At 70.2% G+C, this 15,493-nt stretch carries 11 protein-coding genes; all 11 read left to right on the plus strand.

The window, feature by feature from the left end:
* The first annotated feature begins 4 nt into the window (after positions 1–4).
* On the plus strand, positions 5–1,324 hold the full coding sequence (locus DIE08_RS01770) for a DotU family type VI secretion system protein (protein ID WP_124900830.1): 1,320 nt from the start codon (positions 5–7) through the stop codon (positions 1,322–1,324).
* A 1-nt stretch (position 1,325) separates the two neighbouring features.
* Positions 1,326–4,955, plus strand: coding sequence for a type VI secretion system membrane subunit TssM (tssM, locus tag DIE08_RS01775; protein ID WP_124900831.1), 3,630 nt, complete (start codon positions 1,326–1,328; stop codon positions 4,953–4,955).
* Complete coding sequence (tagF, locus tag DIE08_RS01780) at positions 4,937–5,632, plus strand: type VI secretion system-associated protein TagF (RefSeq protein ID WP_124900832.1); 696 nt, start codon at positions 4,937–4,939, stop codon at positions 5,630–5,632. Before tssM ends, tagF begins: the two co-directional genes overlap by 19 nt.
* 65 nt (positions 5,633–5,697) lie before the next feature.
* On the plus strand, positions 5,698–8,133 hold the full coding sequence (locus DIE08_RS01785; protein WP_124900833.1) for a serine/threonine-protein kinase: 2,436 nt from the start codon (positions 5,698–5,700) through the stop codon (positions 8,131–8,133).
* Positions 8,120–9,244 (plus strand): type VI secretion system protein TssA, encoded by a 1,125-nt coding sequence (gene tssA, locus DIE08_RS01790; RefSeq protein WP_124900834.1) that lies wholly within the window; start codon positions 8,120–8,122, stop codon positions 9,242–9,244. Before DIE08_RS01785 ends, tssA begins: the two co-directional genes overlap by 14 nt.
* Before the next feature lie 59 nt (positions 9,245–9,303).
* Positions 9,304–9,858, plus strand: coding sequence for a type VI secretion system contractile sheath small subunit (gene tssB, locus DIE08_RS01795; protein WP_124900835.1), 555 nt, complete (start codon positions 9,304–9,306; stop codon positions 9,856–9,858).
* Positions 9,851–11,368 (plus strand): type VI secretion system contractile sheath large subunit, encoded by a 1,518-nt coding sequence (gene tssC / locus DIE08_RS01800; protein ID WP_124624102.1) that lies wholly within the window; start codon positions 9,851–9,853, stop codon positions 11,366–11,368. Before tssB ends, tssC begins: the two co-directional genes overlap by 8 nt.
* A 59-nt stretch (positions 11,369–11,427) precedes the next feature.
* Positions 11,428–11,919 carry a type VI secretion system tube protein Hcp gene (locus DIE08_RS01805; protein ID WP_057927224.1) on the plus strand — a complete coding sequence of 164 codons (492 nt, stop codon included), beginning with the start codon at positions 11,428–11,430 and terminating at the stop codon, positions 11,917–11,919.
* Between the two features lie 16 nt (positions 11,920–11,935).
* A complete protein-coding gene (tssE, locus tag DIE08_RS01810) occupies positions 11,936–12,484 on the plus strand; it encodes a type VI secretion system baseplate subunit TssE (RefSeq protein WP_124900836.1) in 549 nt (182 codons plus the stop codon).
* Between the two features lie 4 nt (positions 12,485–12,488).
* Positions 12,489–14,360: a type VI secretion system baseplate subunit TssF gene (gene tssF / locus DIE08_RS01815; protein WP_124900837.1), complete on the plus strand. Its 1,872-nt coding sequence runs from the start codon at positions 12,489–12,491 to the stop codon at positions 14,358–14,360.
* On the plus strand, positions 14,357–15,481 hold the full coding sequence (gene tssG / locus DIE08_RS01820) for a type VI secretion system baseplate subunit TssG (RefSeq protein ID WP_124624111.1): 1,125 nt from the start codon (positions 14,357–14,359) through the stop codon (positions 15,479–15,481). Before tssF ends, tssG begins: the two co-directional genes overlap by 4 nt.
* The last annotated feature ends 12 nt before the right edge of the window (positions 15,482–15,493 follow it).

Here is a 15,493-nt window from a genome sequence, read left to right on the forward strand (position 1 = left end):
CGCGATGAATTCTTCCTCCGATTCGATTTCCGCCGGCGCAGGCGGATTCGTGCCGCCGAATCCGGGCGGCATGCATCCGCCGGCCGCGTCCGGTGCGGCGGGGCCGACCGCCACGCAGCCGCGCCCCGGCCGCTGGGCCGCGAGCGGCACGAACCCGCTCGTCGCGGCCGCCAACCCGCTGCTCAATCTCGTGCCGCAGATCCGTTCGACCGTCCATCATCCGAACCCGGCGTGGCTGCGCGAGCATCTCGTCGTCGAGATCCGTCAGTTCGAGGCGCGCGCGCAGGAAGCCGGCGTGCCGTCGGAGGCGATCATCGGCGCGCGCTACTGCCTGTGCACGGCGCTCGACGAAGCAGCCGCGCTGACGCCGTGGGGCGGCAGCGTGTGGTCGTCGCACAGCCTGCTCGTGTCGTTTCACAACGAAACCTGGGGCGGCGAGAAGTTCTTCCACCTGCTCGAACGCCTGTCCCAGCAGCCGCGCCAGCACCTCGACCTGCTGGAGCTGCTGTATTTCTGTCTCGCGCTCGGCTTCGAAGGCCGCTATCGGGTGCTCGACAACGGTCATGCGGAGCTCGACGCGCTGCGCCGGCAACTGGCCCACACGATCCGCTCGGTGCGCGGTGAATTCGATCCCGCGCTGTCGCCGCACTGGCGCGACGTCGTCACGCGCGACGTGTCGCGTCGCTTCGTCGTGCCGCTATGGGTCTGCGTGGCGCTCGCGCTCCTGATCGGCTTCGGCGTGTTCGTCGGGCTGCGCATCGCGCTGGCCGGGCATTCGGACCGGCTGTTCGCGTCGATCGATGCGCTGCACGTGCCGAAGCTTCAGCCTGCTCAGGCTCCGCCGCGCCCGGCGCCGGCGCCGCGCGTCGCGAAGTTCCTGGCGCCCGAGATCGCGGCCGGCCTCGTGGCGGTGCGCGACGACGCGGATCGCAGCGTGATCGTGCTGCGCGGCGACGGGCTGTTCAAGTCCGGCTCGACGTCGGTGATCGACCGTTACGCGCCAGTGCTCGCACGCGTCGCGGATGCGCTGAACCAGGTGCCCGGCAACGTGCGGGTGACCGGCTATACCGACGACACGCCGGTGCATACGGCACGCTTCGCGTCGAACTGGGACCTGTCGCGCGAGCGCGCCGAGGCCGTGCGCGGCATGATCGCCGCGCGCCTCGACCATCCGGAGCGACTCGCGGCCGAGGGGCGCGGCACGCTCGATCCGGTCGCGCCGAACGATACGCCCGCGAACCGCGCGCTGAACCGGCGCGTCGAGATCACGCTGCTGCCGGCGCCCGGCAGTGCCGCCGCCGGCGCGACGCAGGGAGCGCACTGACATGAACCAGGCTGTCGCGCGTTTCGTCCGGCCGTTGCCGTCGCGGGAGATCTGGTCCTTCGCCGGTCTCGTCGTGCTCGCGTGTTTCGTGTGGCTCGCCGGGCCGCTGTTCGCGTTCGCCGAGATCCGGCCGCTCGAGAGCGGCTGGGTGCGCGCGGCGACGATCGCGGTGCTGTTCGCCGCGTGGGGCGCACGCGTGGCGTGGCGAAGCTGGCACGCGAGCCGCCTGAACGCGCAATTGCTGAACCAGTTGCGCGAGTCCGCGCCCGGGCCGGCCAACGCCGACGATCCGGCCAAGGCCCAGCTCGACGAGCTGCGCAGCCGCTTCGACGAGGCCGCGGCGCTGCTGAAGAAAGTCCGCTTCGGGCAGGCGGACACCGCGCGCAAGGGGCTGGCGCGTTGGTTCGACCGGATGTCGCGCCAGTATCTGTACCAGCTTCCGTGGTACGTGTTCATCGGCGCGCCGGGCTCGGGCAAGACGACCGCGCTCGTCAATTCCGGGCTCAGTTTTCCGCTTGCCGAGCAGTTCGGCCGTGCCGCGATTCGCGGCGTGGGCGGGACCCGACACTGCGACTGGTGGTTCACGAACGACGCGGTGCTGATCGACACGGCCGGCCGCTACACCACCCACGAAGGCAATCGCGCACTCGACGAAGCCGAGTGGAAAGGCTTCGTCGAGCTGCTGAAGAAGTACCGCACGCGCCAGCCGCTGAATGGCGCCATGTTGACGATCAGCGTCGCCGACCTGGTCGGCGCGTCGGAAGCCGAGCGCACGCAGCACGCAATGGTGCTGCGCAAGCGGCTGCTCGAGCTGCGCGCCCAGCTCGGCATCCGGTTTCCCGTCTACCTGCTCGTGACGAAGGCCGACCTGCTGGCCGGCTTCGCCGAGTATTTCGGCGGCTTCGGCCGCGCGGAATGCGCGCAGGTGTGGGGTTTCACGTTCCCGCTCGCGCAGAGCGAGGCGCCGGGCTTCGACCTGCGTGCCGCGTTCGACCGCGAATACCGGCTGCTGCATCAGCGGCTGAACGACGGGCTGCCCGAGTTGCTCGCGACGCAGACCGATGCGCGCCAGCGCGAGATGGCGTACCTGCTGCCGCAGCAGGTCGCCGACTTGCAGGACATGCTCGGCCAGTTCGTCGCCGAGGTGTTTTCCGTGTCGAGCTTCGAGCCGATGCCGATGCTGCGTGGCGTGTACCTGACGAGCGGCACACAGGAAGGCACCGCGTTCGACCGCGTGATGAGCGGCATCAAGCGCTTCCTGAAGATCGAGGGCATGCCGCCGGTTGCCCAGGTCGGCTCGACCGGGCGCAGTTTCTTTTTGAAGTCGCTGCTGCAGGAACACATCTTCCGCGAAGCCGCGCTCGCCGGCAGCGACCTGCGCTGGCATCAGAAGCGGCGCGTGTTGCAGATCGCCGGCTATGCGCTCCTCGCGGTCGTGAGCGTGGTCGTGCTGGCTGCCTGGCTGCGCAGCTACGCGAACAATCGCGCGTATCTCGACCGGATCGCGCAGCAGGTGCCCGCCGTCGATGCGCAGATCGCCGGCGCGAAGTTCTCGGATGCGGCCGACATCGCGCGGCTGCTGCCGGTGCTCGATGCGCTCGGCGGGCTCGCGAATGCCGGCGGCGTCGACCGCTCGCATCCGCCGCTCGCGTACCGCTGGGGGCTCTTTCAGGGCGAGAAGATCGACGAGGCCGTCGACGTCGTGTACCGGCGCGCGCTCGACGACGTGCTGCTGCCGATTGCCGCGCGCCGGATGGAGGCCGCGCTGAGCGATGCACGGCCGGACGAAACCGACTATGCGTATGCGGCGCTGAAGGCCTACCTGATGCTGTACGACAGCGCGCACTACGATCCCGCGTTCGTGCAGGCCGTCGTCGATCTGGAAATGGAGCGCTCGCTGCCGCCCGATTTCTCGCCGGCCGAACGCTCGGCGCTGCGCGCGCATCTCGCCGCGCTGTTCGGCAACCGGGTGGCCGTGTCGCCGTATCCGATGAACGAGCGGCGGGTGGCCGACGTACGCGACCGGCTGCGGCAGGTGCCGTTCTCGCAGCGGCTATATCGCCAGCTCACGCGCACGCTGCGGCCGGCGACGTCCGCGTTCGATTTCAGCGTCGCGCGCGCGGTGGGGCCCGACGCGTCGCTCGTGTTCCGCCGCCAGAGCGGCAAGCCGCTGTCGGAAGGCGTGCCGGGCCTGTATACGCGCAACGGCTACCGGAACGTGTTCGCGCCGCGCCTCGCAGGCGAGGTCGACGCATACGGGCGCGAGGAGGTGTGGGTGCTGAATCTCGGGCTGTCCGAGATCCCCGGGCCGAACGACGCCGCCGCATGGGCGCGCGACATCCGCCAGCTGTACCTGAACGACTATCTGAAGATCTGGGACGACTATCTCGCCGACATCAAGCTGCAGCGCACGGCGACGCTCGCGCAGAGCATCCAGGTCGCGCGCGCGCTGTCGTCGGCGGATTCGCCGCTCACCCGGCTGATGATCGCGCTCGCGCGCGACACGGCGCTCGGCGATGCGCCGGGCGGCGGTCGGAATCTCGCGTCGCGCGCGCAGGACAAGGTCGACGAGGCGCGCAGTTCGCTGTCGCAGATCTTCGCGGGGCAGGGCGCGAGCGACGCGAATCCGTCAGCCGCGGCGCCCGCGAGCCCCGAGCAGGTGGTCGACAACCACTTCGCCGGGCTGCGCGCGTTCGCGCCGGGCAGCGGCGACCAGGCGCAGGCGTTCGACGCGGTGCTGAAGTCGATCGACGCGCTCTATACGTACCTGACAGCCACCGACGATGCGCTGCGCAGCGGCGCCCAGCCGCCGCCGTCCGACGCGCCCGCGCGGCTGCGCGCGCAGGCCGGGCGGCTGCCCACGCCATTCCGCGACGTGCTCGACGACCTGTCGAACGTCGCGAACGGCAGCGTCGCGACCGTCGAGCAGCGCAGCGTCGCGCAGCGGGCCGGCGCGAACGTCGGCGATTTCTGCCGGCAGGCGATCGCGGGCCGCTATCCGTTCGCGCGCGGATCGTCGCGCGACGTCGCACCGGCGGATTTCGCGCAGATGTTCGCGCCGGGCGGCCTGATGGACGATTTCTTCCAGAAGAACCTGCAGTCGATCGTCGATACGACGTCGCGCCCGTGGCGTTTCGCGAACCGCAATGCGGATGCCGATCCGGCGGCGGCCGCGATGCTTTCGTCGTTCGAGAAAGCCGCGGTGATCCGCGACGTCTACTTCGGCGGCGGCGCACGCACCGCGCAACTGAAGGTGCAGATCCAGCCGCTCGAAATGGATCCGTCGCTCACGGAGATGGTGCTCGACGTCGACGGCCAGATCGTCCGTTATGCGCACGGCCCGCTCGTGCAGAGCGCGGTGGACTGGCCGGGCACGCGCGGCAGCAACCAGGTCCGCTTGCAGGTGTCGGGGCAGGCCGGCGCGACCGACGGCTTCACCACCGACGGGCCGTGGGCGCTGCATCGGCTGTTCGACCGCGCCGCCGTGTCGGCCGGGCGGGGTTCGGACCAGATGGTCGCGCGCTTCACCGTCGACGGCAAACCGCTCGTGCTGCAGGTGAATGCGGGCAGTGTCCGCAATCCGTTCAGGCTGCCCCAGATGGAGTCCTTTACATGCCCTCCGAAGCAATGAGCCGCCTCCCGCCGCTCGCGCGCGCCGATGGCGACGCCCCGGCCTGGTACGGAAAGATTCCCGGCGCCGGCGACTTCGTGAACAGCCGGCTGCCGCATGCGCTCGCGCAGTGGTGGGAACGCTGGCTTCAGCAGGGGATGGCCGCGATGCGCCAACGCGGCCCGGACGAGATCGCGCGCCACTACACGGTCGCGCCGGTCTGGAATTTCCTGGTGCCGGCGGGCGCCGGCGCGTCGTGCGTACAGGCAGGCTGCCTCGCGCCGAGCTGCGACCGTGTCGGGCGTTACTACCCGGTGATCGTCACGCTGCCGATGCCGGCGGCCGATTACTGGAACGGGCTGCCGGACGCGGCCGACGCGTTCTACTGGCAGATCGGCCATGCGCTGCTCGACGCGATCCGGCATGCGCGCGCGCCGGTCGACCTCGAGGAGACGCTCGACCGCGTTCGGCTCGCACCGGGCGACGGGCCGACGGCGGAAGTGGTCGATGCGATCCCGGCGTCGCTGCCGGAGCGGCCGGCGCTCGCCGCATGGCCCGGGCTGTCCGGCTATTTCGATCCGCACGGCGGGACGAGCTTCTGGTGGACCAATCGCGCCGACGGCTCGCCGCTGCGCACGCATGCGCATACGGGCGCGCCCGACAACGCGCTGTTCCTGACGCTGTTCGGCGGTAGCTGACGGTGCCGGTCGGCGGTCGGAGGCAGGCAACGCAGGCAATACGGATGCGGTATCGCGAGGTAGACATGAAGGATCCTTCATCGAGAGACAACGAGCACGACACGGCGACCCGCGGCGACGCGCCCGAATTCACGGTGCGGCCGCTGCCGCTCGGTCATCGCCTGGGCGAGCTGCAGCTCGACGAGGTGCTGGGCATCGGCGGTTTCGGCATCGTCTATCGCGCGTTCGATCGCACCTTGCGGCGCGCGGTCGCGATCAAGGAATACATGCCGTCCATGCTCGCGACGCGCGGCGGCGACTACACGGTGTCGCTGCGCTCCGAGCGGTTCGCCCAGGCGTTCGACGCGGGACGCGGCGCGTTCCTCAACGAGGCGCGCCTGCTCGCGCAATTCGACCATCCGGGGCTCGTGAAGGTGCTGCACTTCTGGGAGAGCCACGGCACCGCGTACATGGTGATGCCGTTCTACGAGGGGCGCACGCTCAAGCAGCTGCTCGACGGCGGTGTGCGGATGAGCGAGACGCAATTGCGCAACATCGTCGGCGCGCTGCTCGGCGCGCTCGACACGCTGCATCGCGCGCAGTGCTTCCATCGCGACGTCGCGCTCGACAACGTGCTGATCCGCCCGAACGGCAGCGCGATCCTGCTCGATTTCGGCGCGGCGCGCAAGCGGATCGGCGATCTCGTCGACGACGGCGCGATGATGATCAAGCCCGGCTACGCGCCGATCGAGCAGTACACCGACGATCCCGCGTTCAGCCAGGGACCGTGGACGGATCTCTACGCGCTCGGCGCGGTGATGCACGCGTTGATCACCGGTGAACTGCCGCCCGCGGCCGTGGTGCGCAGCATCAAGGACACGTACCGGCCGCTCGCGTCGCGCGAGTTGCCGGCCGGCGAGGTGTACAGCCCGGCGTTCCTGGCGGCGATCGATCACGCGCTGCAGTTGCGGATCCCCGATCGGCCGGAGTCGGTCGCGGCGTTCGCGGCGGAACTCGGGTTGCGCGATCTCGACCCGACGGGCGGCGGGTATGGTGCGGCCGTTGTGCCGCCGGCGGCCGATGCCGGGGGAGGCGGAGCAGGGAAGGTGGCCTCCGGTGTTTCGGGTGCGTCTGCTGCGACGGGAAAAACGTCGGCCGGGGTTGCTGCTGCGGCGTCGGCCGGTGAACGCGGGACGGTATCGGACGACGCAACGACGGATGTGCGGTCGTCGCAGCCTGAGCGGGCGGAAGGCCAGCCGAGCACTTCCGGTACGCCGTCTACTGCATCCGTCGGGGCTGGCGACAAGCCGGAAGATGGCGGGTCTTTGGCGTCGGCTGCTGCTGCGGGAGCGCTGGCTTCGCCGGCTTCGTCCGCTTCTTCAACTGCTTCGTCGTCCGTATCGCAGGCGTTGTCGCCCTCCGCGAAAACGGGGCGATCCGGCGGACGTGAAAGTGATGAGGCGCGTGCAAAGGAAGCGTTGGACGACGAACGGTCGACTTCGAAGACCGAAGCGCATGGCGACGCCGGCATGCGATCCGCAAGCGCGGTGGCGGACAGCGGCCAGGGCCGCGCAACGGATATCGGGAACCTGAACGGAACGGCAGTGCCGATTGCTGGCGCTGCTGGCGCTGCTGGCGCTGCTGGCGCTGCTGGCGCTGCTGGCGCTGCTGGCGCTGCTGGCGCTGCTGGCGCATCCACGTCCTCGCCGGGTGCATCGCCGCCGACCCGCCCGCCGCGCCGCCCATCGTTCATCGCAGCGAGCAACCGGCGCACGCAGACCTACGTGGGTGGCGCGCTGGCAGCACTGATCGTCGTTGGCATCGCCGCGACCTATCTGTCGCGTCCCGCGAAAGTCGCCAGCGAACCGGAAGCGGGCGCCAGCCAGCCGCTGGCCGGCGTCGCGTCCTCGGCCGGCGCATCGGACGCGATGCTCGCGCAGCACGGCCCGACGCCGATCGTCGTGCCGACGTCGAGTATGCCGGGCGGATCGTCCGCGCAGGTGCCGCCGCCAACGCTGGCCGCCGCGCCGGCCAGCACGCCCGCCGCGGGGGCTGCCGTTCCCGCGCCGCAGGTCGCCACGCCCGCCACGAACATCGCGGGCGCCACGCCGTCGCAAGCCGGTTCGAGCACGACCATCGCACCGGCCGGCAGCCTCGACGCATCGGAGCGCGTCGTCAACGTGCCGCCGTCGGAGGCCGCTGCATCGCCGTCGAGCGCACCGGTACCCGCGTCGGCATCGCCATCGGAAGCGGCGACGGCCGTCGCCGCGATCAACGCATCGGCCGCCGAGCAGCGCCCGCCGAAGCAGGAAACCGTCCAGGTGCGCTTCAACGTGCGCCCGTGGGGCGACGTGTACGTGAACGGCGCACGGCGCGGCGCGAGCCCGCCGCTGCGCTCGGTGTCGCTGACACCGGGTGTCTATCAGATCGAGATCCGCAACGGCTCGCTGCCGCCGTTGCACCGCACCGTGGCGATCGACTTCGGCAGCAAACCGGTCAACATCGACTATGCATTCGAATGACGTCAGCCAGGCGGCGCTGGCCGCCGCCGCATTGTCCTCGCCGTCACCGGGCCTGCCGGCGGCGACGCCGCGCGCCGAGCTGATCGGCCGGCTGCTGGCGGACGTCTCGCCGGAAGCCCCGTGCGGCCCGAACCTCGAATACGACGCCGACTTCCTGCAGCTTCAGGAGCGGGCGACACCGCGCGCCGAGCAGCAATACGGCGACACCGTGATTCCCGCCGAGACGCCCGACTGGCGAGCGGTCGAGCGCCTTGCGCTCGCGCTGAGCGAGCGGACGAAGGACTTGCGTGTCGCCGCGCATCTCGCGCGCAGCTGGACCGAGCAGCACGGCATTCCGGGCTACGCGGACGGGCTCGCGGTCGTCGCCGGCCTGATCGAGCGCTGGTGGGACGACCTGCACCCGCGCCTGGACGCCGACGGCGAACAGGATCCGACACCGCGGATGAACGCGCTCGCCGATGTCGCCGGCGCGCACGAATGCGCGCGCGCGGCGCGGCGTCAGCCGCTGTTCGACGGGGGCCCGAGCGTGCGCGACGCCGAACGCGCGCTCGACGGCCGCGACGAAGCGGGCGGCCCGGCGGCAGGCAGCCGCGACGGCCTGGTCGCCGCGCTGTCGATCGCACGCGACGACGGCCGCGTGCCGATCGACGCCGTGCGCGCGGCGCTGGGTGCGCTGGACACGATCCGCGCGCGCGTCACGGACCGGCTCGGCAGCGAATGGTCGCCCGATGCGAGCGACACGGAAAAGGCGTTGCAACGCATCGTGCGCGAAATGCCGGAGCCGGCACCGGTGCAAGCGGCAGGGCCGGCGGACGGTTCGATTCCGGCAATGCCGGCCGCACCAGGCGCCGCGCACGGCGCGTCCGTGCCGGCCACGGTGCCGAACGGACAGGCCTGGCGCGATGCCGAGGTCGCGAGCCGCGACGACGTGCGGCTCGGCCTCGACAAGATGTGCCGCTATTTCGAACTGCACGAGCCGAGCCACCCGGCGCCGCTGCTGCTGCGGCGCGCGCAGCGGCTGCTTGCGCTCGACTTCTACGAAATCATCCGGGATCTCGCTCCGGAGAGCCTGCCGAAGCTGGACTTGCTGAGCGGCGAACGGAGCGAATGAGGCAAGCCGCCCCGCGGCGGCAACGTACACGCAATCTGATCGATGTGAAGGAGCGGACGATGGCGGACAGAACCAAGGCGACAGGCAGCGGACAGAAGTTCATCGCGCGCAATCGGGCGCCGCGCGTGCAGATCGAGTACGACGTCGAGACCTACGGCGCGGAGCGCAAGGTGCAGCTGCCGTTCGTGATGGGCGTCATCGCGGACCTGGCGGGCAAGCGTGCCGAGCCGCTGCCGGATTTACCGGAGCGCAAGTTCCTCGAGATCGACGTCGACAACTTCGACGAGCGGATGAAGTCGGTCGCGCCGCGCGTCGCGTTCCAGGTGCCGAACACGCTGACGGGCGAAGGGATGCTCAACGTCGACATGACGTTCGAGCAGATCGACGATTTCTCGCCGGCGGCGATCGCGCGCAACGTCGACGCGCTGCGCCGGCTGCTGGATGCGCGCACCGAGCTGTCGAACCTGCTGTCGTACATGGACGGCAAGCACGGCGCCGAGCAGTTGATCGAGCGCGCGATCAACGATCCCGACCTGCTGAAGACGCTCGTGCGCGAACCGCGCGCCGACGCGCAGGCCGGCGACGCGACCCAACCGGAGGCCCGCGATGAATGACCCCGTCCAGTCCCGCGCAGATGTACGCGACACCCGCGACGCCGCGCAGCCGGCCGTCGCGCACGGCGAGTTCGCCGCGCTGCTGCAGAAGGAGTTCAAGCCGAAGACCGCCGAGGCGCGAGAGTCGGTCGAGCGCGCGGTGCGCACGCTCGCGCAGCAGGCGCTCGAACATACGGTCGGCATGACGACCGACGCATATGGCAGCGTGAAGCAGATCATCGCGGAGATCGACCGGAAGCTGTCCGAGCAGATCAACCAGATCCTGCATCACGACGAATTCCAGACGCTCGAAGGTGCATGGCGCGGCCTGCATTACCTCGTCACGCACACCGAGACCGACGAGCTGCTGAAGATCAAGGCGTTGCCGGCGTCGCGCAACGAGGTCGCGCGGATGCTCAAGCGCTACAAGGGCGTCGCGTGGGACCAGAGCCCGCTGTTCCGCAAGATCTACGAGGAGGAATACGGTCAGTTCGGCGGCGAGCCGTTCGGCTGCCTGGTCGGCGACTTCTACTTCAATCACAGCCCGCCGGACGTCGAGATGCTCGGCGAGCTGTCGAAGATCGCGGCGGCCGCGCACGCGCCGTTCATCGCGGGCGCGTCGCCGGAACTGATGCAGATGGATTCGTGGCAGGAGCTGTCGAACCCGCGCGACCTGACCAAGATCTTCCAGAACACCGAATACGCGGGCTGGCGCAGCCTGCGGCAGTCGGAGGATTCGCGTTACGTCGGCCTCGCGATGCCGCGTTTTCTCGCGCGGCTGCCGTATGGCGCGCGCACCAATCCGGTCGACGAATTCGACTTCGAGGAAGACACCGACGCCGCGAATCACGACCGCTACACGTGGGCGAACTCGGCTTACGCGATGGCCGCGAACATCAACCGCTCGTTCAAGCTGTACGGCTGGTGCTCGTCGATTCGCGGCGTCGAGTCGGGCGGGGCGGTCGAAGGGCTGCCGAGCCACACGTTCCCGACCGACGACGGCGGCATCGACCAGAAATGCCCGACCGAGATCGCCATCAGCGACCGCCGCGAGGCCGAGCTCGCGAAGAACGGCTTCATGCCGTTCGTGCACCGGAAGAACTCGGATTTCGCGGCGTTCATCGGCGCGCAGTCGCTGTACCAGCCGGCCGAGTATCACGACCCCGACGCGACCGCGAACGCGCGGTTGTCCGGCCGCCTGCCTTACCTGTTCGCATGCTGCCGCTTCGCGCACTACCTGAAATGCATCGTGCGCGACAAGATCGGCTCGTTCCGCGAGCGCGACGACATGGAGCGCTGGCTCAACGACTGGATCATGAACTACGTCGACGGCGACCCCGTGAACTCGTCTCAGGAGACCAAGGCGCGCAAGCCGCTGGCGGCCGCGCAGGTGGTCGTCGACGAGGTCGAGGACAACCCCGGCTACTACACGTCGAAATTCTTCCTGCGACCGCACTACCAGCTCGAAGGGCTCACCGTGTCGCTGCGGCTGATCTCGCGGCTGCCGTCCGCGAAGGCGGCGAACGAGTGAGCGGCAAGGGGCACTCAACCCGGCATTCAACCTGATTTCGCACCGAAACGGAGACGGCAATGGGCGTGGCTATGTTTATGAAGGTGGACGGCGTGACCGGCGAATCGGCGGACGCGCAGCACAAGGGCTGGACCGACATCGAGTCGTTCACGTGGGGCGCGAGCCAGCCGGGCGCGATGGCGAGCGGCAGCGGCGGCAATGCGGGCAAGGCGAGCTTCAACGATCTCGTCGTGGCCGCGTACATGGACAAGGGTGCGCCCGCGATCATCAAGAACTGCGCGAGCGGCAAGCACTTGCCCAAGGTCGAGATCTCCGCGTGCAAGACCGGCGGCTCGCAGATCGAGTTCATGCGCGTGACGCTGCAGGAAGTGCTCGTCACGTCCGCGCAGGTCGCGGGCATCGATCCGGGAGACGCGGCCGACCGTCTGATGATGCATTACGGCTTCCAGGCCGCGAAGGTGAAGAAGCAGTACTGGCAGCAGAACGACAACGGCGGCAAGGGCGCCGAGGTGTCGGTCGGCTGGAACATCAAGGAAAACACCGAGATGTGACGGCGGAGCGATGACGATGGACGACCCGCAAGCCCGCGCCGGCCGGCACGGCGGCATGCGCGACCGGCTGCAGCCCGCGCTGCTCGACCGGCTGACCGACGACGCGCCGCAGCGCACGGCCGATCTGCCCGGCACGCAAGGGATCGGCGCCGAGCGCCTGCGCGCGGCCGTGCTGCGCGATCTCGCGTGGCTGCTCAATACACGCAACGCCGAGGACGGCTTCGTCGACTGGGCCGCGTTCGCGCACGCGCAGGCCTCGGTGCTCAACTACGGGATGCGGCCGCTGGTCGGCAAGCCGATGTCGGGCGTCGAGCGCATGTCGGTCGAGGCGTCGATCCGCGACGCGATCGTGCGCTTCGAGCCGCGCATCGCGCCTGACAGCGTCGAGGTCCGCAGCCTCGCCGGTGCATCGGACGGGCGCGCCGGCGAACGGCGTCACAACGTGCTGCTGTTCGAGATTCGCGGCACGCTGTGGTCGATCCCGCATCCGGTCGAATTCGTGCTGCGCTCCGACCTGGATCTCGAGACGGGCGCGATGTCGCTGCGGTCGGCGGCGGGAAACTGACACGATGGATACGCGCCTGCTCGACTACTACAACCGCGAACTCGCGTACCTGCGCGAGCTCGGCGACGAATTCGCGCAGCAGTTCCCGAAGATCGCCGCGCGGCTGCGGCTCACCGAGTCGGGGCCGCCCGATCCGTACGTCGAACGGCTGCTCGAAGGCTTCAGCTTCCTCACCGCGCGTGTGCAGCTGAAGATGGACGCCGAGTTTCCGCGGTTCACCCAGGCGCTGCTGGACGCCGTGTATCCGGGCTATCTCGCGCCATTGCCGTCGATGGCGATCGTGCGGTTCACACCGATGCTGAACGAAGGCAGCCTCGCGCAGGGCTGGCGGCTGCCGGCCGGCACTGCGCTGCGCGCACGGCCCGCCGCATCCGAGCAGACCGCATGCGAATTCCGTACCGCGCACGACCTGACGCTGTGGCCGCTCGAGCTGACCGATGCGGCCGTCACCGGCGCGCCGTCGTGGCTGCCGCGCGGCGCCGTACCGGCACGCCAGGACGTGCGCGGCGCGTTGCGCATCCGGCTCAAGGCGCGCGGCGGCGCCAGGCTGTCGCAACTGCCGCTCGAGCGGCTGACCTTTCATCTCGCGGGCCCCGAACGCGACGCGCTGCACCTGCTCGAACTGATCGCCGCGCATGCGCTCGGCGTCGTCTGCCACGACCCGGGGCAGCCGCCGCGCTGGCTGCACACGCTCGACGCCGATGCGATCGTCCACGAGGGTTTCGATCCGGCGCAGGCGATCCTGCCCGACGACGGGCGCAGCTTCCACGGCTACCGGCTGCTGCGCGAGTATTTCGCGTTTCCGGCGCGCTTCCTGTTCTTCAGCGTCGGCGGGCTGCGCGCCGCGCTCGCGCGCGCCACCGGCGACGAATGCGAGCTGACAGTGCTGTTCGACCGCCACGACGCCGCACTCGAGGCGGCCGTCGATGCGCGGCATCTGGCGCTGAACTGCACACCGGCCGTGAACCTCTTCGCACGTCGCGGCGACCGCATCCGGTTGCAGCCGGGCGCGCGCGAGCATCATGTCGTCGTCGACCGCAGCCGGCCGCTCGATCACGAGATCTATGCCGTGCAGCGGCTGGCGAGCGAGCAGCGCGACGATGGCCAGTCGCGCGAATTCCGGCCGTTCCATGCATCGTTCGCGAGCGACGACGGCAACTACGGCGCGTACTACACGATGCGTCGCGAGCCTCGGCTGGTGTCCGCGCAGGCACGCGCGAACGGCACGCGCACCGGCTACGTCGGCAGCGAGACCTACGTGTCGCTCGTCGACAGCCAGTGCGCCCCGTACGACGAGTCGATGCGCTACCTGTCCGTCGACACCCTGTGCACCAACCGCGATCTCGCGCTGCTGCTGCCGCCAGGCGATGCGAACACGTTCACGCTGCGCATCTCGGCGCCCGTCGAGCGTATCGCCGCGATTCGCGGCCCGTCGCGGCCGCGCCCGCCGATCGCCGACGCGCAGACGGCCTGGCGGCTCATCCGTCATCTCGGGCTCGCCCGGCAGACGCTGACCGATCTCGACGACGACGAGGGCGCGCACGCGCTGCGCGAGCTGCTCGGCCTGCACGCCGACCCGGCCGATGCCGCGATGCGCCGGCAGATCGACGGCGTGCGGCGCGTCGCGTTCTCGCCGGTGTTCCGGCGGCTGCCGGCGCTCGGGCCGCTGATGTTCGGGCGCGGCGTGCAGGTCGACGTGACCGTCGACGATCACGCGTTCTCCGGCGACAGTCCGTTCCTGCTCGGTGCGGTGCTCGAACAGTTCTTCGCGCGGCATGTATCGATCAATGCGTTCGCCGAATGCGTGCTGACCAGCGTGCAGCGCGGCACGCTCGCGCACTGGCCTGCGCGCATCGGCAGGCGGCCCGCGATATGAAACACGGCACGCCACCCGGCGCTCGATCGGCCGCCGAAGCCGCACGCCGCGACGCATGGTGGGCGCGACTGCGCGCTGCGCCGCACGGTTACGACCTGTTCCAGGCGTTGCGCTGGCTCGACGCGCTGTCGCCCGGCCGTGCACCGCTTGGTCATGCCGCGCGGCCGCGCGACGAACCGCTGCGGCTCGGGCAACAGCCGTCGCTCGCGTTCGCGGCGTCGATGGTGGCCGGTGCATACGATGGCGACGGCAGCGCCACGCTGCCGCGCATCGCGATCCACGGTTTCGGGTTGTTCGGACCGAACGGGCCGCTGCCGACCCACCTGACCGAATACGCGCACGAGCGCGCAGCCCAGCACGACGACCCGACCTTCGCCGCGTTCGCGGACCTGTTTCATCACCGGCTGATCCTGCTGTTCTACCGAGCATGGGCCGACGCGCAACCGACGGTGAGCCTCGATCGTCCCGGGCGCGCACGGTTCGACGCGTATGTCGCGAGCCTCATCGGGCGCGCCGCGCATGGCGACGGGCCGCCAGGGCAGCCCGATGCGGAACGCACGGCTGCCGACACGCTCGCGCCGCATGCGCTTTATTTCCACGCGGGTCATCTCGTACGGCACACGCGCAACCCGGAAGGGCTCGTGCAGATCCTGCGACGTCATTTCGGCGTCGATGCGCGCATCGTCGAGCACGTGTCGCGCTGGGTCGCGATCGAACGCTCGCAGCGCTGCGTGATCCGTGCGACGCGGCCGACCCTGCGCGTCGGCGGCGTCGCGCTCGGCATCGCGGTGCGCGACGCGCAGTCGCATTTCCGGATCGTGCTCGGACCGCTGTCGCTCGACGCGTACCGGCGCTTCCTGCCGGGCGGCCCGCACGCACGGCAGCTCGCGCACTGGGTGCGCGAATACGTCGGCATCGAGTTCGACTGGGACGTTCAGCTCGAACTGGCGGCCGACGCGGTGCCGGCGATCGCGCTCGGCGCGTCGCAGGGCCTCGGCCGTACCGCGTGGCTCGGGCAACGGCTCGACGCGGGCCCCGCGCGCGATCTCGTCGTCCGTTACGACGCACGCCGTGGCGGCCCGCCGCGCACCGGCGCCGTCCTTCATCGCGAAACCGCCTAAACGGGAACCGTC

This window comes from Burkholderia sp. Bp9004, assembly GCF_003858025.1.
GTDB classification, from domain to species: Bacteria; Pseudomonadota; Gammaproteobacteria; order Burkholderiales; family Burkholderiaceae; genus Burkholderia; species Burkholderia diffusa.

Coding starts and splice junctions, on each gene's coding strand:
- DIE08_RS01770 (WP_124900830.1), top strand. CDS start 5: ATGAATTCTTCCTCCGATTCGATTTCCGCCGGCGCAGGCGGATTCGTG.
- tssM (WP_124900831.1), top strand. CDS start 1,326: ATGAACCAGGCTGTCGCGCGTTTCGTCCGGCCGTTGCCGTCGCGGGAG.
- tagF (WP_124900832.1), top strand. CDS start 4,937: ATGCCCTCCGAAGCAATGAGCCGCCTCCCGCCGCTCGCGCGCGCCGAT.
- DIE08_RS01785 (WP_124900833.1), top strand. CDS start 5,698: ATGAAGGATCCTTCATCGAGAGACAACGAGCACGACACGGCGACCCGC.
- tssA (WP_124900834.1), top strand. CDS start 8,120: ATGCATTCGAATGACGTCAGCCAGGCGGCGCTGGCCGCCGCCGCATTG.
- tssB (WP_124900835.1), top strand. CDS start 9,304: ATGGCGGACAGAACCAAGGCGACAGGCAGCGGACAGAAGTTCATCGCG.
- tssC (WP_124624102.1), top strand. CDS start 9,851: ATGAATGACCCCGTCCAGTCCCGCGCAGATGTACGCGACACCCGCGAC.
- DIE08_RS01805 (WP_057927224.1), top strand. CDS start 11,428: ATGGGCGTGGCTATGTTTATGAAGGTGGACGGCGTGACCGGCGAATCG.
- tssE (WP_124900836.1), top strand. CDS start 11,936: ATGGACGACCCGCAAGCCCGCGCCGGCCGGCACGGCGGCATGCGCGAC.
- tssF (WP_124900837.1), top strand. CDS start 12,489: ATGGATACGCGCCTGCTCGACTACTACAACCGCGAACTCGCGTACCTG.
- tssG (WP_124624111.1), top strand. CDS start 14,357: ATGAAACACGGCACGCCACCCGGCGCTCGATCGGCCGCCGAAGCCGCA.